At 50.6% G+C, this 25974-nt stretch carries 24 protein-coding genes; 16 read left to right on the top strand and 8 right to left on the bottom strand.

Annotated features, from left to right (window positions below; genetic code table 11):
* The first annotated feature begins 97 nt into the window (after positions 1-97).
* Genes E5161_RS04210 through E5161_RS04195 form a run of 4 tightly spaced genes read left to right on the top strand, consistent with a single transcriptional unit; the run spans position 98 to position 3215 of the window.
* Entirely contained in the window at positions 98-622 is a 525-nt protein-coding gene (locus E5161_RS04210) for an ankyrin repeat domain-containing protein (protein ID WP_136776473.1), read from the top strand.
* Positions 619-1611, top strand: coding sequence for an ABC transporter ATP-binding protein (locus E5161_RS04205; protein WP_136776472.1), 993 nt, complete (start codon positions 619-621; stop codon positions 1609-1611). The genes E5161_RS04210 and E5161_RS04205 overlap by 4 nt, the downstream gene beginning before the upstream one ends.
* 2 nt (positions 1612-1613) lie before the next feature.
* Complete coding sequence (locus E5161_RS04200) at positions 1614-2411, top strand: ABC transporter permease (protein ID WP_136776471.1); 798 nt, start codon at positions 1614-1616, stop codon at positions 2409-2411.
* Positions 2412-2414: 3 nt separating this feature from the next.
* On the top strand, positions 2415-3215 hold the full coding sequence (locus tag E5161_RS04195) for an ABC transporter permease (RefSeq protein WP_136776470.1): 801 nt from the start codon (positions 2415-2417) through the stop codon (positions 3213-3215).
* Between the two features lie 15 nt (positions 3216-3230).
* Here the strand turns inward: E5161_RS04195 and E5161_RS04190 are convergent, their stop codons facing one another.
* A complete protein-coding gene (locus E5161_RS04190; protein WP_136776469.1) occupies positions 3231-3638 on the bottom strand; it encodes a YkgJ family cysteine cluster protein in 408 nt (135 codons plus the stop codon).
* A gap of 95 nt (positions 3639-3733) precedes the next feature.
* On the opposite strand from E5161_RS04190, the gene E5161_RS04185 reads away from it, so the two are divergent.
* The 10 genes from E5161_RS04185 (at position 3734) to E5161_RS04140 (ending at position 15749) form a co-directional block, all read left to right on the top strand.
* On the top strand, positions 3734-5539 hold the full coding sequence (locus E5161_RS04185) for an acyl-CoA dehydrogenase family protein (RefSeq protein WP_136776468.1): 1806 nt from the start codon (positions 3734-3736) through the stop codon (positions 5537-5539).
* Between the two features lie 134 nt (positions 5540-5673).
* Positions 5674-6756: an HD-GYP domain-containing protein gene (locus tag E5161_RS04180; RefSeq protein WP_136776467.1), complete on the top strand. Its 1083-nt coding sequence runs from the start codon at positions 5674-5676 to the stop codon at positions 6754-6756.
* Positions 6757-6968: 212 nt separating this feature from the next.
* Positions 6969-8234, top strand: a complete 1266-nt coding sequence (locus E5161_RS04175; protein WP_136776466.1) for an FAD-binding protein — start codon at positions 6969-6971, stop codon at positions 8232-8234.
* A gap of 18 nt (positions 8235-8252) precedes the next feature.
* Entirely contained in the window at positions 8253-8756 is a 504-nt protein-coding gene (locus tag E5161_RS04170; protein ID WP_136776465.1) for a GNAT family N-acetyltransferase, read from the top strand.
* Between the two features lie 247 nt (positions 8757-9003).
* A complete protein-coding gene (locus tag E5161_RS04165; RefSeq protein WP_136776464.1) occupies positions 9004-9753 on the top strand; it encodes a glycosyltransferase family 2 protein in 750 nt (249 codons plus the stop codon).
* 24 nt (positions 9754-9777) lie between these two features.
* Positions 9778-11835, top strand: a complete 2058-nt coding sequence (locus E5161_RS04160; protein ID WP_136776463.1) for a glycosyltransferase — start codon at positions 9778-9780, stop codon at positions 11833-11835.
* A gap of 95 nt (positions 11836-11930) precedes the next feature.
* Positions 11931-12284 (top strand): hypothetical protein, encoded by a 354-nt coding sequence (locus tag E5161_RS04155; RefSeq protein ID WP_136776462.1) that lies wholly within the window; start codon positions 11931-11933, stop codon positions 12282-12284.
* Positions 12285-12303: 19 nt separating this feature from the next.
* Entirely contained in the window at positions 12304-13779 is a 1476-nt protein-coding gene (locus tag E5161_RS04150) for a protein adenylyltransferase SelO (protein WP_136776461.1), read from the top strand.
* A gap of 84 nt (positions 13780-13863) precedes the next feature.
* Entirely contained in the window at positions 13864-14676 is an 813-nt protein-coding gene (locus E5161_RS04145) for a pentapeptide repeat-containing protein (RefSeq protein WP_136776460.1), read from the top strand.
* Positions 14677-14765: 89 nt separating this feature from the next.
* Entirely contained in the window at positions 14766-15749 is a 984-nt protein-coding gene (locus E5161_RS04140) for a quinone oxidoreductase family protein (RefSeq protein WP_136776459.1), read from the top strand.
* A 29-nt stretch (positions 15750-15778) separates the two neighbouring features.
* Here the strand turns inward: E5161_RS04140 and E5161_RS04135 are convergent, their stop codons facing one another.
* Positions 15779-16741, bottom strand: coding sequence for a UDP-glucuronic acid decarboxylase family protein (locus E5161_RS04135; RefSeq protein WP_136776458.1), 963 nt, complete (start codon positions 16739-16741; stop codon positions 15779-15781).
* A 238-nt stretch (positions 16742-16979) separates the two neighbouring features.
* On the opposite strand from E5161_RS04135, the gene E5161_RS04130 reads away from it, so the two are divergent.
* Positions 16980-18344, top strand: coding sequence for a UDP-glucose dehydrogenase family protein (locus E5161_RS04130; RefSeq protein WP_136776457.1), 1365 nt, complete (start codon positions 16980-16982; stop codon positions 18342-18344).
* A 43-nt stretch (positions 18345-18387) separates the two neighbouring features.
* Here E5161_RS04130 and E5161_RS04125 read toward each other — a convergent pair whose 3' ends face one another.
* Genes E5161_RS04125 through E5161_RS04110 form a run of 4 tightly spaced genes read right to left on the bottom strand, consistent with a single transcriptional unit; the run spans position 18388 to position 21931 of the window.
* Positions 18388-19026 (bottom strand): HAD family hydrolase, encoded by a 639-nt coding sequence (locus E5161_RS04125; RefSeq protein ID WP_136776456.1) that lies wholly within the window; start codon positions 19024-19026, stop codon positions 18388-18390.
* Between the two features lies 1 nt (position 19027).
* Positions 19028-19999: an ATP-grasp domain-containing protein gene (locus tag E5161_RS04120; RefSeq protein WP_136776455.1), complete on the bottom strand. Its 972-nt coding sequence runs from the start codon at positions 19997-19999 to the stop codon at positions 19028-19030.
* Complete coding sequence (locus E5161_RS04115; protein ID WP_136776454.1) at positions 19989-20963, bottom strand: CgeB family protein; 975 nt, start codon at positions 20961-20963, stop codon at positions 19989-19991. Before E5161_RS04115 ends, E5161_RS04120 begins: the two co-directional genes overlap by 11 nt.
* Positions 20960-21931: an NAD-dependent epimerase/dehydratase family protein gene (locus tag E5161_RS04110; RefSeq protein ID WP_246042097.1), complete on the bottom strand. Its 972-nt coding sequence runs from the start codon at positions 21929-21931 to the stop codon at positions 20960-20962. The genes E5161_RS04115 and E5161_RS04110 overlap by 4 nt, the downstream gene beginning before the upstream one ends.
* Before the next feature lie 165 nt (positions 21932-22096).
* Here E5161_RS04110 and E5161_RS04105 point away from each other — a divergent pair, with 165 nt between their 5' ends.
* On the top strand, positions 22097-23863 hold the full coding sequence (locus E5161_RS04105) for a hypothetical protein (protein WP_136776453.1): 1767 nt from the start codon (positions 22097-22099) through the stop codon (positions 23861-23863).
* On the opposite strand, the gene E5161_RS04100 is transcribed toward E5161_RS04105, so the two are convergent.
* Together E5161_RS04100 and E5161_RS04095 are read right to left on the bottom strand one after the other, a co-directional pair.
* On the bottom strand, positions 23795-24868 hold the full coding sequence (locus E5161_RS04100) for a Gfo/Idh/MocA family protein (protein WP_136776452.1): 1074 nt from the start codon (positions 24866-24868) through the stop codon (positions 23795-23797). The genes E5161_RS04105 and E5161_RS04100 overlap by 69 nt on opposite strands.
* On the bottom strand, positions 24865-25974 hold the full coding sequence (locus tag E5161_RS04095) for a DegT/DnrJ/EryC1/StrS family aminotransferase (protein ID WP_136776451.1): 1110 nt from the start codon (positions 25972-25974) through the stop codon (positions 24865-24867). The genes E5161_RS04100 and E5161_RS04095 overlap by 4 nt, the downstream gene beginning before the upstream one ends.

Raw genomic sequence — 25974 nt, 5'->3', positions numbered from 1 at the left:
AGAGGAGCACGTTGGTGCGTCCTCTTTTTTTCATTGTTGAATATCCAAATTGTAGTAAAATGAATTTATCTTATACAGAATAGGGGAGGCTGCCTTTATGACCTTAAGCCAACTGATAGGAGATGTATTTAAGCTTGCAGAATCAGGAGATGCGCAGAGGTTGAAAGATATCCTGCACACGAACCCCGCACTCGCAAACCAAGAAAACGAACAGGGATTGACACTGCTGGGATATGCGGCTCATTTTGGTCATCCGGATGTTGTTCAGGTTCTATTAGATTATGGAGCTGAGGTCAACGCAGTCTCACATTCTAAACTCGACTTTATTCCTTCCAATACAGCACTTCATGCCGCAATCGCAGGCGAGCGCAATATCGAGGTCATTCAATTGTTGCTGCAGCATCATGCCGACACGAGCATTTTCGATACGAACGGACACACCAGCCTACATACCGCAGCGTTCCATGAGGATAATGCGGAGATTATTCATTTATTGATCAAGTATGGAGCGAATGTAAACGCCAAGCCGGAAGGCGGCAAGACGGCGCGAACCGTCGCGGAAGAACGGGGAAATCACAAAGTTGCCGAACTTCTTCGTTCTTATGAGGGGGAGCGCAATTGATTTCCGTTCGCCACCTAACGAAGGAATTCAAGCGAGTGAAGCGCAAGGAGGGCTTTTTGTCGGGCGTTCGGAATTTGTTCAGTGCCGAGTACACGATCAAACGAGCCGTAGACGATATTTCCTTCGAAGTGCGGGAAGGCGAAATTGTCGGCTATATCGGTCCGAACGGCGCCGGTAAGTCTACCTCAATCAAAATGCTGTCAGGCATTCTGGTTCCGACCAGCGGACATCTGGAAGTGAACGGCATCGTTCCTTATAAAGACCGCAAGGCGAATGCCAGGCAGATCGGAGCGGTGTTCGGCCAAAAAACGCAGCTGTGGTGGGATGTTCCGGTCATTGAGAGCTTGCGGCTGCTCAAAGATATTTACAAGGTTTCGGATCGGCAGTACAAACGCAATTTGGAGATTTTCAACGATCTGCTCGAACTGGACACGTTCTGTCAAACACCGGTGCGCCAATTAAGCCTGGGGCAGCGGATGCGCGCTGATCTCGCGGCCGCGCTGCAGCACGATCCGAAAATTTTATTTCTGGACGAACCCACCATTGGGGTAGACATTGTGGCCAAGGAAAAGCTTCGAACCTTCATCCGTGAAATCAACCGGGAGTTCAAGGTTACGGTTCTCCTCACGACGCATGACATGTGGGATATTGAGAAGCTTTGTTCCCGCATGCTGATTATTGATCACGGCCAAGTGATCTACGACGGAAGTGTGGAACAAATCCGGGACACGTACGGCGGAAGCCGGACGCTGGTCGTGGAGCTGGAAGAAGAGGTGGCGGATTTCTCCGTCCCCCGTGCGGAGCTGGTGAAATCGGAAGGCCGCAAGAAGTGGTTCCGGTTTAACCGGTTGGAAGCTTCACCTTCCGATCTGATTACACAAATCGGAGGCCGTTATCCGATCGTGGACCTTACCGTGGAAGAGCCCGAAATCGAGCAGCTCGTACGGAGCATTTATCAAGGCCAAGGGCGCAGAACCGAGGTGATGTGAGGATGCGGCTGTTCTGGTCCTTTACGCGGCAGTCTTTTCACAGCAGTGCCATTTACCGGTTCGATTTCTGGCTTCAGCTTTTTTCTGTATTTCTGATGATGTATAGCGTGTTTTGGATTTGGACCATTCTTTATCATCAAAGGCCCGGAGCATTCGGTATATCGCTCGAACAAATGATCACTTACGGCGTGCTCGGCATGGCGCTAGATACCATTTTTCACCCCGGACGCGGTCCTCAAATGTACATCGCGCAACAAATCCGCTCCGGAGCGATCGACACCGATCTCATGAAGCCCCTCGATTTCCATTTACATATGCTGGCCAGACATTTTGGAGAAACGCTGTTCCGCTTCAGCACGCTGGCGCTTCCTTCTTTGATCATCGGATATTTGTTTCTAGATCTGCAGCTGCCGGCTGGTTGGGCGCAAGGCTTACTGTTTGTGATCAGCCTCTTGTTGGGGTTTATGGTGCTGTTTTCTCTGAATTTTTTGCTGGGATTGCTCGCCGTCGTCACGCTCGATATCCGCAGCATTACGTGGGCATATAACGGAATTGTCCGATTTTTCGCCGGTCAAATGGTGCCGCTCTGGGTATTTCCGGGTTTCATCGGCGCTTTAGCCGCTGTGCTTCCTTTTAAAAGTATTTTTTACATCCCGTTGTCCATCTACATCGGCAGGCTGAGCGGCAGTGAAGCTTGGCAAGCCATCGGCTTTCAGCTCGTGTGGATATGCGTGTTGATTCCGCTCGGCCGACTGGCTTGGGGCAGAATCCATTCCCGGCTCGTTGTTCAGGGAGGGTAAACATTGGATACTTTGCGGATATATCTCAAACTGATCGGAATCTCGATGCGCAGCCGGCTTCAGTATAGAGCGGATTTCGTCACGGGCATCATCAGCGTCATTGTTCTCAACGCCGTGAATCTCACGCTGATCGGCATTCTTGTGAACCGCTTCGTGCATTTGAACGGTTGGGGACTGTGGGAAATGGTGTTTCTATATAGTTTTTGGGTCATGAGCCATAGTCTGTACAGCCTGTTATTTTGGCATTTCAATACGATGGAGGATCATATCGTTCAAGGCACGTTCGATCAATTTCTTCTCCGTCCGATCGGAACGTTGGTTCAATTTTTGGGCAGAGAAATTCAGTATATTGGCATCGGGGATGTTATCGTCGGGGCGACCGGGTTGACACTCGCGTATTCGCATCTGCATCTGGATTGGGGAATTTACGAGTACACGTGGCTGGTTGTGTCCGTGCTGTCGGGTACGTTAGTTGAAACCGCGATTGCCTGGATCATCTCAAGTTTGTCTTTCTGGACGACACGCTCGATGTCGGCCTTCTTCGTAATGATGAGACTGAACGCATTGACCCAGCAATATCCGATCGATATATTCGGCACCTGGTTCCGCGTCGTTGTCACCGGGCTCATTCCCGTCGCTTTCATCAACTATTACCCGTCACTTCTGCTGCTCGGCAAAACGGAACAAGCGGGCAGTTGGGGCTGGCTGGGCATGATGTCTCCGGTGGTAGCCGTGCTGCTGCTAGGAATTGCCTTGCTGGTCTGGAATCGCGCGTTAAGGAGGTATTCGAGTACAGGAAGTTGACGCAGGTTCATCGCGTTACCGAAGCACGAGACTTTCCCACGTTATGTCCTGTCCTAACACACCGACCGCCTGCAAATCTTCCGGTGATCTCACACCAAGCTCGGTCATAAATTTTTTCTGCCCCTCCGCAAACGGCAAAATTTCGATATGCGTATTGTAGGGGCATTGCATTTGTTCCATATACCCAAACAAGCGGCATATCCAAGGTCGTGCCTCATACACGGCGCATCGCTTGTTCTCCACATCAACCAGCGGGCAGGCGCCATCTTTGCGCTTCTGCGCCTGCAGACGGTCGATTTGTTCTTGCGGCATCGCGCGTATTGCTCCCTCTATCGCTTGCATTTCTTTTGCGGTTACCGGAACGTTGGCACAGCATTCAATGCAATTGTCGCACAGGAAGGGCTTACTGTTTGGGGGTGCCATACTGACGTTCCTCCGGTGATTGAAAGTGGAATGCTCCTAGTATGGCTATGGCGCATTTTTCATAACCTGATTTTACCGAAGGAGGGGCGGACAGGATGAGAAATATACAGGATGAAATTAATGAACGAAAGTATTCGGACAATATCCCGCATCCGAGAAACCGGGGACAAGACAACTTTTTTACTGCCGACCCCAATCTGGCCTACCACGTACAACGGTTCCTTCCGCCTCATATGCAGGAGTGGGCGTTGAAGCAATTATCGGGGTTTGGCGCGCAGGTTGCGGGGCCGATCGATGAGCGGGCTGCCTTTACGGATGCGGAGGGAAAACCACAGCTCCGTAAATATAACCGCTTAGGTGAAGATATCTCAGAGATTGTAACGAATGAAGGCTATAAAAAAACGGTGGCCGAAGTATATGGAGCCGGAATCGTCGGTCACCTCTACCATCCCGTCAGCGAACTGGGAACCACGGTTCCTTATATGTACTCCTACTTCATGGGTTACTTGTTGAGCCAAACAGAAGCGGGTTTTTATTGCCCTGTTACCCTTACCCTGTCAGCAGCTTACTTAGTCCATGTCTTCGGAGATGAATGGCTGAAGAAAACGTATCTTACCGGTTTGACATCCCTTCAGTATGAAACCCTCTACGAAGGCGCTACCTGGTTGACGGAGAGACAGGGAGGATCTGATGTAGGGGCTAACCGGACGACAGCTGAAAAGGTAGAAGCGGAAGAAAATGTGTACCGTTTGACGGGCGAAAAATTTTTCGCGAGCAACGCGGGGGCGATGGTGGCAACAGTTCTGGCACGCGTGGATGACCGGAAACAGGGAACGAAAGGACTCGGATTGTTCCTCGTCCCTTGGATGAAACCGGATGGTGAAAGGAACCGGATCTTCGTCAGAAGGCTGAAAGACAAATTGGGAGTGAATGCCGTTCCGTCCGCAGAAGTGATCTTGGAAGGTGCGGAGGGCTATTTGATCGGAAAAGCTGAAAACGGATTCAAATATATGGCCGATGCCCTGAATATATCCCGGATTTGTAACGCTGTCGCTTCCATTGGCATTATGCGAAGGGCCTATCATGAAGCTATCTATTATGCCGAGAACCGAACGGCTTTTGGTGTCGGTCTTACCGAATATCCCATGGTCCGTGAAATGCTGATTTCGCTGCTGACGGATGTGGAAGTAAGCGCGAGCGCTGTATTCCATCTGATCGAGTATTTTGACAAAGTCATGAGAGGTACGGCTCTCCCGGAAGAGCGGGTAATGTCCAGGGTTTTGACCCCAATTCTAAAATATCGGACAGGGGAAGAGGCAGTCGAAGCGGCTCATACAGCCATAGAGATTCATGGCGGCAATGGCTATATTGAAGATTACGTCACCCCTAGACTGCTGCGGGATGCACAGGTCACCACGGTATGGGAAGGAACCTCCAACATACTAGCCTTAGACTTGCTTCGCGTGATGGAGAAAGAGAAGGGGCACGAAGTTTTTATTCGTGAGGTACAGGTTCTGACCAGCGGTTTCACGCATCCGTTATCGAAGCCCTTTGCGGATCACATCAACAAGGAATTGAGCATTTTGGAAGGGAACATTGCCTATCTGCTTGAGCAGCCCAAGGATTACATCACGTATAAACTCAAGTCGATTGCGGATCACATGGCGGATATCTATTCTCTATGTTGTATTGTAAGAGAAGCGGAGGATCAAGCTCGTAACGACGGAAACGCCCGAAAATATATTGTGGCGGAGCTTTATCGAAAAAAACACTTCGAATGGGATAAGAACCGCGGAATCAAAGGAGATTCCCTCCTGGATGTTCAATTTTTTTCACAACTGATCTCATACAGCCCGATTACTGAACAGCAAGTCGCCGTCTATTCGACATTTTATGACTAAATATTACTATAAAATCCTATTTACTTGATTCAGTAGAGTTGCTAACATTACAAGATAATACCTATGTCATCGCTTGGATTTCTTTGGAAGACCCCGAATACCTAATTCGTTCTGCCCACGTGGGAGTGAGTTTTTTGAAAAAAATGCATATGCGCTCGGTGAAACCCGGCGATATATTGAGCAGACCGATCTGGACGGCTAACGGTTCCTTCCTGCTCGGAGTCGGGATGAAATTGAACGAACGGTATATTGAAAAGCTGCTGAGACTCGGAACTGAATACGTATATGTTGACGATCAATTAACATCGGATATTATCCCGGAAGATTCTATTCAGGACGAGACCCGGAAAATGGCGGTTCAAACCGTCTATAAAACGATGGCCGAACTGAAGGCTGCTCCTTTAATCCAGCGGAGAGTATCCCTGCCGAATTTGGGGAAAGAATACCGGCAAATTATCGGCGATATTCTCTTGGATTTAACCCGAAACAAAGCTTTAATGTTCAATCTCACTTCCATCAATGTCAAGGATGAGTATTTGTTTCAACATGCGGTCAATGTTGCGGTTCTGGCGGGAATCGTCGGCATCGCCAAAGGCTATAATCGGACTCAATTGACCGAATTGGGCATCGGAGCGCTTTTATACGATATTGGGATGACAGGTTTACCGGACGAATTTTGGCAGAATCCTTCCCGTTTAACGCCGGAACAGATGATCCTCATGCAAAAGCATACAGAAGAAGGCTTTGAAATACTGCGTAAACAGCCAGACATTCCTCTGTTGTCCGCGCATTGTGCGCTGCAGCATCATGAAAGATTCGACGGGTCCGGGTATCCGAGGGGACTCAAAGGCAAAGAGATTCACGAATATGCGCAAATTGTGGCCATCGCAGATGTTTATAATGCCTTAACTTCCCCTAGAACGTATAGAAAAGCTTATTCGGCTAGCGAAGCCGTCGAGTTTTTGTTTGCCAGCGGAAATCAATGGTTCGATATTGATTTAATCAAGGTTTTTTGCAATCATATTGCGATCTATCCGGTGGCTGCCACCGTGTTGTTAAATACCGGACAAGTGGGCGTCGTCTCCGCGGTCAATCAGGAGTCCTCACACCGGCCGTTTATCCGGATTGTTCAGGAACCGGATGGGAATCCGCCAGGCACCGCCTATGAGCTCAACCTGAGCAAACAATTGAATGTCACGATTTTGAAGGAACTTTAACAGCTGCGTAATTGACATATGAAGTCGCCGAAAATGGCATATATAAGCCGGCTCAAATGACGGAGCCGGCTTATTTCCAGTGTTTACCTAGGACAATACGGCGAGTTATATTATTAATGTCGTGAGGTGAAGCGTTGGGAATTTCGAACGAACTGATGCGGGAGCGGCTAGGGGAACGGATTCTAAAATAAATTTTAGAGGAGTGTGTGGATGTGGAAAATGATCGGAATTGGGCGGGCAACTACCCATATAGCTCCACGGAACTCCACATTCCTGAAACCTTGGAGCAAATACAGGAGCTGGTAGCCCGCAATAATCGAGTAAAAGTACTGGGCACGCGTCATTCGTTTAACGGAATCGCCGATACTGTCGGAATCCATCTCTCGCTTCAGAAGCTTAACCATGTGATCAGCTTAGATCGTACGAGCCGCAAAGTAACGGTCGAGGCCGGAATCCGATATGGCGAGCTGTGCCAATATCTTCACCAGAACGGCTATGCCTTGCACAATTTAGCCTCGTTGCCCCACATTACCGTGGCAGGTGCATGTTCCACCGCAACGCACGGTTCCGGCGATCTGAACGGCAACCTGGCTACAGCGGTTGATTCCCTGGAAGTGGTCCAAGCGGATGGGGAGACGGTGGTATTCTCCCGTGAACAACAAGACGGGGTCATCGACGGAGCCGTCGTTGGACTTGGAGGCTGGGGGATCGTTACGAAAATGACGCTAAATGTCTCACCGGCTTTTCAAATGAGTCAGTCCGTATATGAGAACTTGCCGCTGGTGCAGCTGAAAGAACAGTTGGACGATATTTTCTCCAGCGCTTACAGCGTCAGTCTGTTCACCGATTGGAAGGAGGAGAGGTTCAATCAAGTTTGGGTGAAGAAAAAAATAACCGATTCAGCATCCGTTCAGGCGAAACCTGACTTCTTTGGCGCAAATCGAGCAACCGAGCGTCTGCATCCTGTACCCGGTTATCCGTCGGACAATTGCTCGGAGCAGTTGGGCATTCCTGGACCATGGCACGAACGGCTTCCGCATTTTCGCATGAACTTCATGCCAAGCGCCGGAGACGAGCTGCAAAGCGAATATTTGGTGGCGCGTCAAGATGCTTATGAGGCTTTGTGTGCGATTGGCCGGATACGCGATTACATATGGCCCCATCTTTATATTTCTGAGGTACGCACGATTGCGCAAGACAACCTATGGATGAGTCCTCAATATAAGCGAGAGTCGGTTGCGATCCACTTTACGTGGAAAGCGGATTGGGGGGCAGTCCAACAAGTGTTGCCCCTTATCGAAAAACAGCTTGAGCCCTTCCATGCACGTCCGCACTGGGGGAAGCTGTTTACGATGCAGCCGGACAGACTGCAGTCGCTCTACGAGAAATTACCCGAGTTTCGAGAACTGCTCCTTCGCTATGATCCACAAGGAAAGTTCCGCAATGCATTTTTGAGTAAATATATTGTGCAGAACTAATATTCGGAGGTGATGCCCATGAACATTCGAGTGTTGGACGAGCCCGATGCCAGGTTATATAGAGAACTGCGATTAAGTGCTTTAAGAAACAATCCTGAAGCGTTTGGATCGACGTACGAGAGAGAAGCAGCATTTTCACTGGAAACGATAATTGAACGAATAAAACCGACTGACGACAAGTTCGTGCTTGGGGCTTTTGACGATTTGGGTGCGCTGGTCGGAATTGTTGCTTTTGTCCGAGAGAGCGGTCTGAAAGATGCTCATAAAGGCAATGTTTACGGGATGTATGTTACACCGCAAAAGACAGGGCAAGGTCTAGGGAAATCTCTCATGGTTGAGCTGATCCGAAAAGCGCGAAGTATTGATGGTTTGGAGCAAATCAAGTTAGCGGTCGTGTCAGACAATGTTTTCGCACAGAAGCTGTACGAATCCTTAGGATTCACGGTATATGGCGTGGAACCTAACGCTTTGAAATTCAACGGAAATTACTTTGATGAGGATCTTATGATTCTTAAACTATAATTTAACGAGTAGAGGCTGCCGAGATCTCATCATCTTGGCAGCTTCTCATTTATGAACCAGATCTTTGTACACGCAGCCTATGCTGGCCGGCCGATTCAATCCGTATGATCGACCAGTTGGTACTTGCCCGACACACTGAATTAAGGCGATTACCATACTTTAAATGCCGTTACTTTCCAAACCGAGATTAATACGATAACGAGAGATTGAACATTGAACTCCAAAGAGGGGAGGATATCCCGAGTCCGTGAATCGTTTATCACGTTCGAATGTCTCCATCATCATACCCGCGCATAGCGAAAGCCGAACCCTCTTCAGAATCATTCGCGAAGCCAAACAAGTACAACCCGGATCCGAAATCATCGTCGTGTGCGAAGCCGCCAAAGATCACACCGCCCGAATCGCAAAGAAAGCGGGAGCTTCAAAGGTCGTAAGAAGCAATACGCTATTAAGGCTCAATGAGGGTCGTTCCTTGGGGGCCAAGCATGCGAGCGGCGATATTCTTCTTTTTATGGATGCCGATGTTATGATCCCTTCTGAACTGCTGAGGCAGTATGTACGGAAAGCCGAAGAAGGTTGGGATCTCGTGTTAAATCCCTATTCGGGCATTTCCCCAAAACATCCGGCCAATATAGCGAAGCATTTGCTTAATCATATGCTGGGCAGACCCGATTTGTCAGGCAGCTCTTTGATAACCGTCCCCCATGCCTTAAGCAGACACGCTTTGAAAGTGATCGGGCGAATCCATTTGTCCGTTCCTCCGCTGGCCCAAGCCGTTGCCGTAGCGAACAGGCTGCCGGTTACAACATCCGGATTTTTTCGTCCCGTGAAAATGAATAAACGAAAGCCCGTTTCTGCTGAAAATGTAAAAGAAATCATCCTGGGCGACCATGCCGAAGCCGTTTCCTACCTCGTTTCACAACGTGGGCTCAGGGCGGGAATGACCGACTTTGGAAGATGCAGGGAGGCTATAACTTTACCTGTGCAATTACTTTAACGGAAGCGGTGAAAAGGGGCGAAGATGAAGAAACAATCAACCGTCCGTAAAAAAAGGCAAGTGACTCCATTGAAAACAACGCGGAAGAAACCAAACAAACCGCTCGCTTCTCCTCGTATTCATGAGAGTATCCCGTTAGACAGTTATATGGGTCAAGCTCTTTTGTCTCGCAACAAACAATCTTTATCCGTCGTTATCACGGTGCACAATGAAGAAGCGTACATGAGGAAAATCATAGATGTGGCGCTGCAGCTCAAGCCGAAAGAAACGATTGTCGTGGAGAACGGATCGACGGACAGGACATTGGAAATTTGCAAAGAATACCCGGTCCGTTGTTGTTCCTATTCCAATCGGCTGGGTCACGATGTCGGGCGGGCCATCGGGGCCAAAGCTGCGACAGGAGAGGTGCTGCTTTTCCTGGACGGCGATTTTCCGATCGATCCGTCCTTGCTGCTCCCCTTTGTAAAGTCTTGCTATGATGGAGCGGACGTGGCACTTAACCATTTGGATCCGTTCTATAAAAACGCAACCGTCATTGATTACGCCAGCATGGCGAAGTTTTATCTGAATGATTTATTGTTAAGACCCGATCTTGGCTTCTGTTCGTTAACAGCGATTCCCCATGCGATGACGAAAAAAGCGGCGCTCGCTATCGGCATAGAGAACTTGGCGGTTCCTCCCAAGGCCCATGCGATTGCCGTATATAAAGGACTGAGAGTGGATAAGTCCGCAACAGTCGACGTGTTTCATATGAACAAGCTCCGTTCCTATCATCAAGAGATTGGGGAGATGATACTCGGCGATCATATCGAAGCGATACAATGGCTGCAAGAGCGTACATCCAGCCGGGTATCTTTAGCGGGTCTCCATCAAACACGGTCCCAAACTTCTAAGCGCGGCTTGAAAATCGTGCATGCGATGTCAAACGTTCCTGCTGCGTATCCTCTACCCCCTTTTAATCAAGGCGGAACGGAAAAGGTTTTCTACGATCTGACGGAAGAGCTTGTCCACCGGGGACATGACGTTTATGTGTTTGCTCCAAAAGGCAGCACTTGCAGTGCCAAAGTCATCGAATATCCGCCGGACCTGAACGAGAAAGATATCGGGAGCTTTGTAGCGAGCAGACTTCCTTCTTCAATCGAAGTGATCAACGATTTCACTTTTACTTCATCCGTTAAGCGGCTGAAGTTACCGGTCCCTACAGTCAGCACTCATCAATGCCCGTTAGGGTGGTCCACAAGTAAATCGATTTATCCCAGTAAAAGAATGTGGGATACCGTCGGCAAACAACGAGGTTACATTGTTTATAATGGAATTCATCCCGACGATTATGAATATGACGAAAAGAAGAAAGACTACCTCCTCTTCATCGGAAGAATCGTAAGAGAGAAAGGCGTCCTCGAGGCGATACGAGTCGCGGAGACCACGAATCACAGGTTGATCATTGCCGGACCGATCAAGGATTCCAAGCTGTTCGCGGAAGAAATCAAACCGGTTCTCAAACGCAGTGCAAATATCGAATATGTGGGTGCCGTAGGCGGAAAGACGAAACAAGAGCTGTTTAAAAACGCCAAGTGCGTATTGTTCCCTATTACATGGGAAGAACCTTTCGGGTTAGTCATGATTGAAGCGTTGATGACGGGAACGCCGGTATTGGCTTTTCCTCAAGGCTCCGTTCCGGAAGTGTTGGCCGGCTTTCCGCAATTGATTTGCCATAACATTGAAGAAATGATGCAGAAAGTGACAGCTGCCGCTTTTCCTTCCGCTGCACAACTCCGGCATTATGCGACGGATCGATTCTCCAGACAAACGATGGCTGAGCAGTATGTCAAAATATACGAAAACATCCGGAAAAGCAGCAGGAAAAGCAGCAGGAAAAGCAGCAGGACAAGAACATCGAAAAAATCGGCACCGGCAAAGCCGTTGAAGACGCGGCAGAGAAAAATGACTCGAAAAGTTACTCGAAAAAGTACTCGAAAAAATACATCGCTCAAAAGGAAAATGAAAAAATCTTCGATCACCACAACACGCAGGATGCGGAACAGGCGCTCAAGTACAAAAGCAAAAGTGAAAAAGAAGTAGAAGGCGTATCCTGAACCGCTCATTCAATGAGCGGTTTATTTTGCATACCCCCTATGAAATGTGGGAAAATATTGTCATCGAAGGGGGGCATACATGTGACAGAACTGAAATCACTCGAACAAGAAGCGGACAACTTGCTCAGCGGCATCTTCGAAGGCGATCCCGTAAGCCAAGAATTTACGCATCAATTAAAAACGGTGATCATGGCTTACTTAGAGGATGACTCCTTGGTCGAGGTGAATGTAGAGAACAGAGACGATGACTCGATCACCTGTTCCGTGCTTTCCAAAGACGGAATCCATAAATTTCACTACGAGTCGGAAGAAGAATGGGGCGGCATGTTTTTCGGGCGTGACGAAGTGGAACATGCTTTTTATGCCTTGAATGAGCTGGAACAAGAAACGGAAGTATACACGGAAGCGCAAACCGGCACCAACCCTGAGGAATGATGAGGGGAAAGGAGATAGGATGACGGACAACAAAGCGGTAACCGAAACGGGATGGAACTTCGACAACAGTTACGGTCGTTTGCCGGAATTCTTTTTTACGAGGCAGAATCCAACCCCTGTGCGATCTCCGAAGTTAATCGTGCTGAACGATGCGCTGGCCGCGTCCTTGGGTCTGAACGTCGAAGCACTGCAAGACGAGGGTGGCGTATCGGAGCTCGCGGGAAACCGGATTCCCGAAGGCGCCTCGCCTCTTGCCCAAGCTTATGCGGGGCATCAATTCGGGCATTTTACGATGTTGGGTGACGGCCGGGCGATCCTGCTGGGCGAACAGAAGACGCCCAAAGGCGAGCGGGTGGACATTCAGCTGAAAGGCTCGGGCAGAACGCCGTACTCCCGCGGCGGCGACGGCCGGGCAGCCCTGGGACCGATGCTGCGCGAATACATCATCAGCGAAGCGATGCATGCGCTTGGTATTCCCACAACTCGGAGCCTTGCGGTGGTCACAACCGGCGAGCGTATTATCCGGGAAACCGAGCTGCCTGGTGCCGTTCTGAGCCGCGCGGCGGCCAGTCATATCCGTGTCGGTACGTTCCAATTTGCTGCAAACTGGGGAACCAAGGAAGATCTCCGGATTTTAGCTGACTACACCATTCGCAGGCATTATCCCGATATAATGGCGGTTGATAACCGCTATCTTGCGCTGCTTCAGGAAGTCATCAAGCGTCAAGCCGCGCTGATTGCCAAATGGCAGCTCGTCGGTTTTATTCACGGAGTCATGAACACCGACAACATGGCCATCAGCGGAGAAACGATCGATTATGGTCCATGCGCCTTCATGGATGCTTATGATCCCGCCACGGTGTTCAGCTCCATTGATACCTACGGCCGCTACGCGTATGGCAATCAGCCTCCAATCGCGGCATGGAATTTGGCGAGATTCGCGGAAACCTTGCTGCCGCTGCTGCATGCCGACGAGAAGGAGGCGGTCGAACTCGCTCAAGATGCCGTATCCCATTTTGCTGAGCTCTATCACCGCAATTGGCTCGCGGGGATGAGGGCAAAGCTGGGGATTTTCAATGAAGAGCCGGAGGATGAATCGCTGATCGCAGATCTCTTCAAAATGATGGAGATGTCACACGCGGATTACACCCATACCTTCCGTGCATTCACGTTGGAACAGACGGAGGATACGGTCCTGTCGGACATCCCGGAATTCGCAAAGTGGCGGCAGTTGTGGCAGTCGAGACTGGACAGGCAGCAGGAATCAAGGTCCTCTTCGCATGAATTGATGCGGAACAGCAATCCCGCGGTAATCCCTCGCAACCATCGGGTAGAAGAAGCGCTGGAAGCTGCGGTGAATCAGGGTGACCTAGGCGTGATGCGGCGGCTTCTTCAAGCTCTTGCGAATCCGTACGCACACTCCCCCGATCAAGAGGAGTACTGTGCGCCGCCGGCACCTTCGTCCCGGCCTTACCGGACTTTTTGCGGCACATGAACGAATTTTCCCATGATCGAGGAGCCGAAGGGCTCCTTTTTCGCTATAATCAATTTTAGTTCATTATTAGAGGAAGTGTAATTATTGTCTAAATTCGCCGCCGACTGCGACAAATGCTTTGGCTTATGCTGTGTCGCTTTGCCTTTTGCCAAATCTGCCGATTTCGCTTTCGATAAAGATGGAGGAACACCTTGTCGGAACTTGCGGGCGGATAATCGCTGCGGCATCCATCAAAATTTGAGAAACAGCGGTTTTCGAGGCTGTACCGTCTATGAATGCTTTGGAGCCGGTCAAAAGGTTTCCCAAGTCACCTACAATGGCGAACATTGGCGGGAAAACCCTTCGATCGCGAAGGAAATGTTTGATGTGCTCCCTATCATGCAGCAGCTTCACGAGATGCTTTGCTTCTTAGAGGAAGCACTTCGTTTAAAAGAAGCCCAGCCTATCCATAAAGAGTTACAGCAAGCTGCGGCGGAAACGGAACGACTTACGAATCTAAGCCCCAAAGACTTGTTAGACCTCCATGTACCTGCCCATAGAGCATGGGTGAATGAATTGCTTCTGAAAACGAGCGAACGGGTGCGTGCGAATGTTAAGAAAGACCATGATAAACAGAGTAAAGCGATGAGAGGAAAGGACCTGATAGGTGCAAAATTAAGAGGCGCTGATCTTCGAGGGGCCAATTTGAGAGGAGTATTCCTGATTGCCGCCGATCTCCGGGATGCGGATTTGAGAATGGCCGACCTTATTGGCGCGGACCTCAGAGACGCTGATTTGAGAGGTGCCGACCTGAGAGGAAGTATTTTTCTGACGCAAGCACAAATCAATTCGGCTAACGGCAATATTCACACCCAATTGCCGCCTTCCGTAAGCTTTCCAAAACATTGGTTACATTAAGCTAAGTTGAGGAAGCTCATCAACGATCGTATGTTGATTGAAATAGAGGCAACGGCTGTTGATAAGATATAACAGGAGGCGCAATGGCAATGAAAGCTTTAGTTTTTGACCGTTTCGGCGGTCCTGAGGTGCTGGAGTATCGTGACATCCCTGAGCCGCAGCCTGCTGCCGGCACGGTCATGGTGCGGATGAAGGCCATCGGGCTCAATTTTGCCGATATTTATCGGCGCAGGGGCAACTATCATCTGGCGGGGAAGCCGCCTTACATACTGGGTTATGAGGGAGCCGGCGTCATTGAGCACGTCGGGCAGGGCGTGGAGGGGCTGCGAGCAGGCGACCGCATCGCATTCGCCGATGCGCCTTTCGCGAATGCCGAGCTCGTCTCCGTGCCTGCGGAGCGGGCGATTCCGCTGCCGGACGATATCCCCTTCGAGCAAGCGGCGTCCGTGCTGCTCCAAGGCTTGACCGCACATTATCTCATCCATGACAGTTATCCCGTGCAAGCGGGTGACGAAGTGCTCGTGCATGCCGCCGCCGGAGGTGTCGGTCAGTTGTTGACGCAGCTATGCAAAACGAAAGGCGCTCGCGTTCTTGGTCTTACTTCATCCGCCCCCAAGCGGGACAAGGCGCTGCTTGCCGGCGCCGACGAAGTGCTCCTGTATGGAAACGGCGGCGACTCCCCGCTTTGGGCAAAGGCCGCACGCGATTGGTCGTCCGACGGACAAGGCATGAATGTGGCGTATGACTCTGTTGGCTCCACGTTGATGGACAGTTTCTCCGCAGTCCGCATCCAAGGGACTGTCGTGTTCTACGGTATGGCCGGGGGAGATCCTCCGCACGTGGATCCGAGGATGCTCATGGACACCTCCAAAACGTTGACCGGAGGCGACTTGTGGAACCATATCACCACGCGTCAAGACCGGATACAACGAAGCGGATTTCTGTTCAATGAGCTTCGTCAAGGCCGTCTGCGGGTGGAGACGGCAGCGGCTTTCCCGCTAAGCGAAGGCGGGCAAGCCCATCGTCTGCTCGAAAGCCGCGCCAGTACCGGCAAAATTTTGTTGATTCCGTAGCACGCTCACATCAAAACATGACCCGACAGCTAAGGCTGCCGGGTTTTTCTTTGTCGATATTGGGCGATGGTCTGGCGTAAACCTTCCTCCAGATGGATTTCGGGCTCCCAGCCGAGTAGTTTCTTTGCTTTGCGAATATCGGGGCGGCGCCGTATGGGATCATCTTGAGGAAGCGGATGAAAGGTGATTTTGCTTTTGGAAGCTGACAAAATCTTGACGAGCCACGCCACTTGCAAAATGGTGTACTCTTTATCGTTCCCGATATTGATAATTTCCCCGGTGGCCCGATCGCTCTCCATCATGAGCCGCAATCCCCGTATCGTGTCGTCCACATAACAAAACGATCTCGTCTGCGATCCGTCTCCATATACCGTGATGTCTTGGTTTTCCAACGCTTGGGTGACGAAGTTCGAGATGACCCTGCCGTCATCATTGCGCAAACCGGCCGAGTAGGTGTTGAAAATTCGCGCTACCTTAACGGGAACTTGGAACTGCCGCCAATATTCGAAGCAATATACCTCTCCCAACCGTTTCGCCTCATCATAGCAAGCGCGAGGCCCCCATGTGTTCACGTTCCCCCGATATCCTTCGTGCTGGGGATGAACCAACGGGTCTCCATAGGCTTCGCTCGTGCTGGAATAGACCAGCTTCGCCAGATTTTTCAAAGCCAGCTTCAGCATGTTTTGGGTTCCGTTCGTATTGACGGATATCGTGTCGAAAGGGTGGGCTTGATAAAATTTCGGAGACGCCGGGGAGGCCAGATGATAGATTTCTTGAACGTCCTTCAACTCGTCGAGATCCAAGAGACGGGCATCGGAAATATCGCCCGTTATGAACGTAAGATCCGGACAATCGGCAAGCGCGGCCAAATGATCCGGTTTTCCCGTAGAGAAATTATCGATCCCGAAGACCTCATGTCCCTCGGAAACCAGGGCTTTGGCCAGATGGGAACCCAAAAAACCGGCTGCTCCCGTGATGAGAATCCTCGTCAATGGCGTTCCTCCTGTCGGTCAGGAATACTCTCAGCATATGTCTGCCGCTGCTGATACTCACTGGTCGAATGAACCAACAAGATGAAAAAACGTCATGTGCCGGTGATCGGCTACTCCAATGTTCCCAAATCTGCAAGGAGCAGGTTCATCTAACTAGTCCCTCCTCTTGAAGCGCGCATAGGATAACGAATCATACGGAAACGCGAAGGGGCGCTCAGGAAGAAAAGGGGGAGGTATTATGAACGTGGCCTGTATAGGCGCAGGCTATGTCGGCAGTGTAACCGCGGCTGCATTAGCTGTGCTGGGACATGCCGTAACCATCATCGATATCGATGAAATGAAATTGGATAACATTCGCAACGGGAAAAGCCCGATTTATGAACCGGGCTTGGAGGAACTGATCCGTAAAACGGCGGGCCAAACATTGTCCGTGGACACCCAATACGAGAGTGTAGGGGGAGCGGATGTCGTGTTTATTTGTGTGGGAACGCCCTCTAAGGCAGACATGAGCGCCGATTTGACCTTCGTCAAAGCTGCGGCTGCCCGAATCGGAAAGCACTTGAACCCAGAGCGCTATACACTGATTGTGATGAAGTCCACCGTACCGGTGGGAACCACGGACATGGTCACTTCCATTTTGGAAGAAGTATCCGGGCTGCAGGCCGGTCTTCAATTTGAGACGGTTAGCAACCCGGAGTTTCTCCGGGAAGGTTACGCGGTCGAAGATGTATTTTACCCGGATCGCATTGTTGTGGGTTCAGAAAGCGTGAAAGCGGAAGCCGTCATGAAAGCTTTATATCTTTCTATGCTGACAAGGGATGTGTACGAGAGTTTGAGAGAACTGCTGCCGCCGGTACCCGAAGGAAGACCCGAGCCGGTGTGGCTCCGGACAACGCCGACAAGCGCAGAGTTGATCAAATATGCATCCAATGCTTTCCTCGCGGTGAAGATCAGTTATATCAATGAAATGGCGAGGTTATGCGACCGATTAGGGTCCGATATCACAGAAGTGGCGGCGGGGATGGGGCTCGACAGCCGGATCGGCAACAAATTTCTGCAGGTGTCGAGCGGCTGGAGCGGCAGTTGTTTTCCGAAAGATACGGCGGAGCTGCTCGCAACCGCACGCAAATACGACTGCGATCTGCAAATCGTGACGGCGGCGGTACGAGCAAACCATGAAATGCACATATACTGTGTAAAAAAGGTTCAATCCAAGCTGAAAAGCCTGCAAGGAAAAAGGATCGGCGTTCTCGGCCTCACGTTTAAACCGAACACGGACGATGCCAGGAAAAGCCAGGCCGAAGTGATCATTCGCGAGCTCTGTGAGCTCGGAAGTCATGTCAAAGCTCACGACCCCCACGGTGCCGCCATGTTTCGGTCTTTAAATCCCGATCTGCCGGTTGAATACTGTGACGAGCCGGAACGATTGGCCGACAAAGCGGATGCGCTGATCCTTTTGACACACTGGGACTGCTACCTGACTTTGGATTGGGCTAATCTGATCCGCAAAATGCGCACACCCTACGTTTTGGATACAAGAAATGCGCTTCATCGAGACGAAATGCTGAGTTTTGGGTACGATTATGAGGGATTGGGCATTTGATCCGGTGAACGCAGCGAAGGGCAGTCATATGACTGCCCTTTGCTTATAAGTAGGATAAGATGTCATCATATTGCTGCAGTTTAATGGCATGGCCATGACGTGCGGCATATTCAAAGCTTCTTAATCCGGTTTGCACGTGAAAGGATCGGAGCCCCAGCATCGAGCCGCAGCCTATATCCGTCTCGCTGTCGCCGACGATGAGATCGCCGCGGTCTGCCCGATTTTTAAGTGCCTCCCATTTCGGGTTTCTTTCCCGGGAAGGCGATACCCAGTCAATTCGCTCGAATGGGGCCATCATATTCAATTCCTGTAACTGACGCCTGGCAGCTTCGTGATCCCTTCTCACCGAAATCAGGTTCAGGCGATAGGCAGGTTTGAGCCGGGCGGCGAAAGCATGCAGCTGGCCTATGGGCTCATCCCATTGCAGCAGTGCTTGACTCTCTAATCTTTCCCTTTTCCATACTTGATAGGAAGGAACAAGTTCATGGGCGGCGAGCGGTTGATCTTTCGTGGCATGTTGAATAATGGCTTCGTCCTGAACCCAGCGCCATTTGAGCCGCTTGTAATCGTCCAAGCTGATGAAGGGGAGATGCACGCTGTCAAAAAAAGTACGCATGATGGTATAGTATCGGAACCAAACGTCAAGCAATGTTCCGTCGAGGTCGATATAGATGACGGGCATGTCAATTCTCCCGGACGATCAGTTCGTCATAGAACCGATACATCATTAAGCGTTCCGGAGTTTTGCCGGCAACTTGAACGTTCTGATTCAGCATTAACCGGATCATCAGATTCGGGATATCGTAGCCGGCGGCAATCGTAAGAGGCAGTCCGCCTGAGGCGAACCTTGTGTTGAAATCCGTTAAGAACAGGCGATTTTCCCGATCCCGAATATATTGAAAGTTAACTGGGCCTACGATGGTGAGATGCGATTCCATTTTGCTCAAAATGGCACGTAAAGGCTCTTCAGAGGCTGCTTGTTTCGTGACGACGACGGCGCCGCCATTCGTTTTGACTCTCTCTCGAACGTTGTGCACCACAAGCCGGCCGGACGGATCAAACAAGCAATCCACCGTAAATTCCTTCCCCTCGATAAAATCCGTCATCACAAATTCCCTCAGTTTCGTCGACCAGTATCGATAGTCGACCTCATCGTTGAGGATGTGAAATTCGCGGCTGCCGCTGCTCTCGGAACCTTTGATCACCACCGGATAAAGCAACGGTTCTCCGTCTGTGTACACTTGCGGGACGGAAACTCCGATACTGTCCATGAACGCGTACATTTTCTCCTTGTTGTGCAGCAACTCGTGCGTCTGCAAGTCGCAGACGAGCAGTTTCGAACCGAGTTGTTCAAGCTTCTTTTTGTATGCCGCATAAAAAGGGGTGTCATAAGAGGTGACAGGGAGAATGATATCGATCCGCTCCTTCCGGATGATATCGTAGATCGCATTCTCATATTGGGGATCGCCGCTCTTCGGGATATGGTAAAAAACAGGCGAGATGTGTTTGGCGATGGAATCGGCATTGCTGTCCGCGGCCACGATCCGGTAAACGTAATGCTCGATCGGATGACGGGATAAATGGCGAATTAAAAACGTGCCCGATACGCCGCCCGCAGAAGGAATCAATATATTTAGCGTCTGTTTACCACCCATAGTAACGGTTCACTTCGGCTTCGATAAGCGGCCATATCCGCGGTATATTCGTCTGATAAGTAGCTTCCGTCTGCGCGAATTCAAGACCCCGTCCGGCAATTTCCTTCCGTTTGTCCTCGTGCTGTAAATAATAACGGATTTTCTCGATCGTCTCCTCGGGCGAATCGGACACTTCGCAGTTGATGCCGGGTTTCAAACGCTCTCGAACCCTCGGAGTATCCGAAGTCAGCAGGAACCCCCCAGCTGCCAGAATGTCGTAAGTCCGGCTGCTGAGCTGGTCTTCCACGGTCTGCACGCTGATATTGATCTTAGCGGAACTATGGACTTTAGGCGTCTCGCAATAGGGAAGCGACCCGTACAGCATTCGAGGATTGGCGGTAATGCCAATATGCCGGGGAAGCTCATTGTGCCAATCGTTCCCTCGGATCCGCGTGTCGAATGGGGCGCCGAAAAGCGGATAAACGAGGTCGGCGAGGCTTTTGCGCCGAAAGACATCGTGAATGAATTGCCCGTTGACGACAACCGAGACATCGCACGCATACGCGGGGACAGGCTTTACGGGCCGCTGGAAGGAAGGGTTGCTTCCTACGTCGAGGAACACGGCGGGAATGCCCATTTGTTCATAATTCGGAAGACAACGCTCGCTGCGGGTCATGACGAAATGCGTCGGTACGGTTTGCACATAAAGGGAAGACCACCAGCCGTAATGCAGCCAATCTTCCTCGGCGAAATATAAGTGAAACAGATTATGTTTGCGCAGAATCGCCGAGACGGTTTCCACTTTATCTTGAAGTAAGTCCCATCCCATCCCGTACGTCATATGGGGCTTGAAATATTGAACGGCTTCATCGATCCGCTTCTCGTTCGGTTCATTAATATGAAGAACATGATGGCCGATTTCTTCAAGCGCCCAACCCACATTCATGCGATGATGCTCGGCTTCCATCAAGGCAAGTATTCTCATGGCTTTCGATCCTCTCCGGAGTGTGATGGTTTCAACCAGGCGTAAGTTTTGGACAAACCTTCTTCCAGCGTGTGCTTGGGCACCCAATTCAAATCCCGGCGAATGAGGCGGGTATCCACAGACCGGTGTTGAATGTGATCAATTGGGCGTTTGGGCCAATAAACGATCGGATAATCGGGCTGACCCGCGATGGAGGCGATTATTGCGGCAAGCTCGAGAATCGATGTCTCGATGCCGGTTCCGATATTGTACAGTTTCCCTAAGCTATTCGGGGAAACGGCAGCCAGGAGGATGGCATCCAGAGCATCTTCGATATAAGTGAAATCACGCGTCTGAAAACCGTCTCCGATGATCGGAAGAGGCTGGTTCTTCTCCATGCTTTCAAAAAATTTCGCGACGACGCCGCAATAGGGGTTGTCAGCCACCTGTCCTGGCCCGAACACGTTGGACAATCTGACCATTGTAACGGGCAGGCCATAACTCCGGGCGTATACGTCAAAATAGTGTTCGGCCGCGAATTTGCTCGCCGAGTAAGGCGTTGTAATTTGATATTCGGACTCTGGCGTGGGGCGAATTTCGGCGTTACCGTAAATCGATGCGGTGGATGTGTACACGATTCTTTGAAGAGAGGGACATAAGGAGCGGGCTTTTTCAAGCAGTACGAACGCGCCGTACAAATTCGTATGAAAGTCTTCTTTTATATCGATTACGGATAAACTCAAGCTTCTGCAAGCTAAATGGAAAATCCAGTCCACTCGCGGCAATATGTCATTCAATAAATCTTCCTGCTCATAGCTTTGCTGGATGAACGTGACTTTGCCGGAAGAGAGGACCGCATCGCGTCGTCCCGCCGAAAGATTGTCAATCACAAAGACATGCTCGGCCATAGGCTCGATCCTCTTGACCAATTGGGAGCCGACAAAGCCGGCTCCCCCCGTAATCAGGACGTTCCTGAAAACCATATCCATCTCATTCCCTTCATGGCGCCCCTTCCCATTGTATGATCATTTGAAAATATATGGTTGTACGCGAACCTATGTGACAAATAGGTACTTGCTCAATGTGCAATGTACCCCGTCGGACATATACTGGATATTCGAACGTGCCAATTCGAAAATAAGGAGATGAAGCGCTTGAAGATCCTAAGAGCCTATGAAGCCGGCAATGCACAGGCTCACTTGATATCTCGCGGACTATTCAAGGCCAATCAAGAGATGAAAGTTTGGGACGAGAAGCCTCCCCAGGATTTTCAGCCATTTGACATTTTCCATGTTCACGGAGCTTCGGCTGCTGCGTCACGGTTAAACGATTGGTTATTGAATAGAGACCATGCTAGAGCCGCTCCTCTTATCCAGTATGAGACGGCGGAGATCCGTTCCCGTCATGCAGCCACCCGTTCCAATTTCTATGCCTATTTGGCTGACGATTACCAAGAGGAAGACCCGAACTTACTTGCACAATTATCGTCTGTTTTCCCGGCCTGCATAGTAAACAACGCGGAAGCAGCCGAATATGCGGCGAAGTACCACCAGAGAGTGTATATCGTTCCTTGTGCCATCCATCCGGAGAACCTTGGAGAGATCGCCGATGGGGACTCGGATGTTTCCGGCAACCCAGTGGTCATCGTTCATTTCGTAAAGGAATCGAATGGAAGCGAATATGTCGAAAAAGCGATTTCCCGCCTGCGGCAAGAGGGTTACGAGATTCAATACGAACCGTCAGAAGGTCTCGACCATACCGATGCTGTCGCTTTAATGAAACGAGCGGACATCGTGATCGATCAGTTGCTGCATGGTACTTACGGCATTATATCCGCGCAAGCCATGGCATTGGGCAAAGTCGTATTGTCGCACATTCGGGAGGATTTAAAACCGAAAATGGATCCCGACCTACCCGTAATCTCCGCAAATCCCGCCACCCTGTACCGAGAATTAATCCCTTTGATTCATAATATAGAGTGGCGGCAGCATTTGAGGGATGCAGGTCGTAAGTACGCCGAAAAAAATCATTTTGTCGATGCGGTGACCGCTAAGTTATTGAGAGTATACCGTGCCGAACTGGGATGGGATCCGGATTGGGAACCGGTATCGGAACCGCAAGTGGAACTGCAACCTGAACCTCAGATGGAACCGCAATTAGCACAACAGTGGGAACCACAAATGGAACCTCAACCGGAACCTCATATGGAAATGAAAGTAGAACCGCAAGTGGAACATCATGTGGAACTGCCGGTGGAAACGTATATGGAACCGCATGTGGAACCGCAAATGGAACCGCCAGTGGATACGGAACTGGTCGTTTCGGGAGATGTCCTGCATCCACCATGGAATGTTCAGCCGTATGAAGCGAATCCGCCTCAACCGCTTGCTGCGAATGTTTTAACGGATCTGCCGGTCATGAAAATCCCCAAACAAGCGTCTCGTTCCACCCAAAACCGAGTCATTTACCCCAGCAGGTACTATTCCAAAAAATGGTCAAGGCGGAAATCGGCTTCTTATTTCTCGTTCGACCTCTCCAAACTTTCGAAGTCCGTCTCGGTAAAGAGTGCGGTTATGATCCTGCCCGTCCGGATGCATAACTATCGGCGGAAAATATCCATTAACCGGATTAAGCGGGCTTGGAGCACCAAATACGCGAAAACGAAACTTCCGGCCGTTTATCCCAAATCGATTCGCCGGTTGTCCATCCGACGGTTCTGCCGTTCGGCCCGGTTGAATTTCACGAAGTTAGTTAGACGGTGGCATCAGCGTCAAATCGTCAACTATGGCTTAAGGACCAATCAGAAATTGCCAAGACGGCCTCGTCTGCTGGTTACCTATCGGAAAGTGAAATCAAGGCTTCATTTGAAGCGTGCAAAACTCGTGAATCGGAAGGCTTTTAGGTTCCGCCGTAACGGCTGACAAATAGAGGGCAAAAATCGTCTCCAACGTCCGCCGGCCTTCCGATAACCCGATCAATGCCGCTTCCGCTGCGGGATTCCCTTGGCAAGCCTCAATCAAGGTTCGATACATCTCAACGTGTTCACTGTGATCCAGCAGAATCTTCCTTGCCTCTTCCTCGGCAAATGGCTGATCTTCTATATACCAACGGTCGATTTGATCCAGCTTGGGTCCTCCGATACTGATCACTCCCTTGTCTCCGAGCACAAACAGGGATTGTTCGAGATTGTTGGGCAGCGTGATCGAGTTCGCCTCAATCATGGCCTTGGCTCCGCTCGGGAAGGTCAAGATACCGACCGCGGCATCCTCGGTTTCTTTGAAGGGGTAATGGGAAAATAATTCACCATAGACCCGCTTCGGGCTGCCCAGGTACCAGAGCAGCAAATCGATAGCATGAATTCCTTGATTCAGCAGCATTCCTCCGTCATGCTGCCACGTTCCTCTCCAGCCGGAGGATTGATAATAGCTGAGAGGGCGGTGGATACGCAGCTTCACAGACGCGTTCAGAATGCTGCCCAATGCGCCGCCTTTTACAAGCTCGTTAATCTTCATCATTAAAGGGCGATATCGAAGCTGATGACAGACCTGCACTTTTAATTTCCGCTCGTCGGCGAGCCGGATCATTTCATCCGCTTCCCGCAAGGACAGGGCAATGGGTTTCTCGATTACGACATGTTTGTCGGCCATCAGCGCTTCAATCGCGATCTGCGCATGCAAACCGGATATCGTCGCCACCACGACGGCATCGATCGACGGGTCGGCAAGCAGCTGCTTATAATCTGTGAAACGAATGATTTCATGCTTCTCGCTGCTTGCTGATCGCCATAATAAGGACATTTGTTCCATACGTTCCGCGCTCACATCACATACCGCCGCCAATTTCGCGCCCGGACAGGCCGCAATAGACGTGACATGCTTCGCAGCTATCGCTCCACAACCGATCAGCGCCAACGATAGGGGTCTCATGGGTTCGCACTCCTGAAGCTCGTCAAGACGGAAACGATGTGATCCTGTTCGGATACCCTTAAGAAAGGATGCAAAGGAATCGCAAACAGCTGCCTGGAGAGCTGTTCGGCAGCAGGAAAATCTCCCGGCCGGTAGCCCAAATGCCGATAAGCGTTTTGCAGATGGAGCGGACAGGGGTAATAAACGCCCGTCTGTACTCCGGATTGACGCAGCGCGTCTTGAAGAGATTCCCTTTCCTCCGAACCGAGGCAGTACAAATGATACACGCTGCGGGAACCTTCCCTTTCTACGGGCAATTGAAGATAGGGGAGGTGCCCCAGTGATTGACGATACCGTTCCGCGAGCATTCTCCTTTGTTCATTCCAACGATCGATATGATTCATGGCCGACAGGAGAATAAGGGCGTGAAGCTCGTCCAGCCGCGAATTATAGCCGATCAAATCGTGATAATACTTCTTGGGACTCCCATGATGCCGCAGTTTGCGAATTTTCGCGGCGATATCCGGATCCGGGGTCACGACCATGCCGCCGTCACCCATCGTCCCCAAATTTTTGGTCGGAAAGAAGGAGAAACAAGCCGCGTGACCGAAACTGCCGGCAGGTCTGCCGTTGAACTGTGCGCCAAAAGCCTGGCAAGCATCTTCGATGACAATGAGACCGTGTTTTTGTGCGATTGACCCGATACCGTCCATATCAGCCGGCTGGCCGAACAGATGAACGGGAAGTATCGCTTTCGTACGCGAGGTAATGCAAGCTTCAATCTTATCGGGATCTATATTGTAAGTAGCAGGATTTACATCGACGAATACCGGTTTGGCTCCTCTGCGGGAGATCGCCTCCGCCGTCGCAAAAAAGCTGAACGGGGTGGTGATCACTTCATCACCCTCGCCGATTCCGAAAGCTTCGAGCGCAAGCACGAGAGCGTCTGTCCCATTTCCAACGCCTATTGCGCAGGGCACCCCTAATTTCTCAGCTATTTTTTTCTCTAATAATGCGACTCTCTCGCCCATGACATAAGAGCCGCTTCCGATAAAATGACCCAATTGCTCCATCAGTTCATTTTTCAAAAATTGAAACTGCCGGCCCGGATCCGCAAGTAATATCAA

Source organism: Cohnella pontilimi, assembly GCF_005049045.1.
Lineage (GTDB): Bacteria > Bacillota > Bacilli > Paenibacillales > Paenibacillaceae > Cohnella > Cohnella pontilimi.
This window is presented reverse-complemented; position numbering and strand designations above follow the sequence as displayed.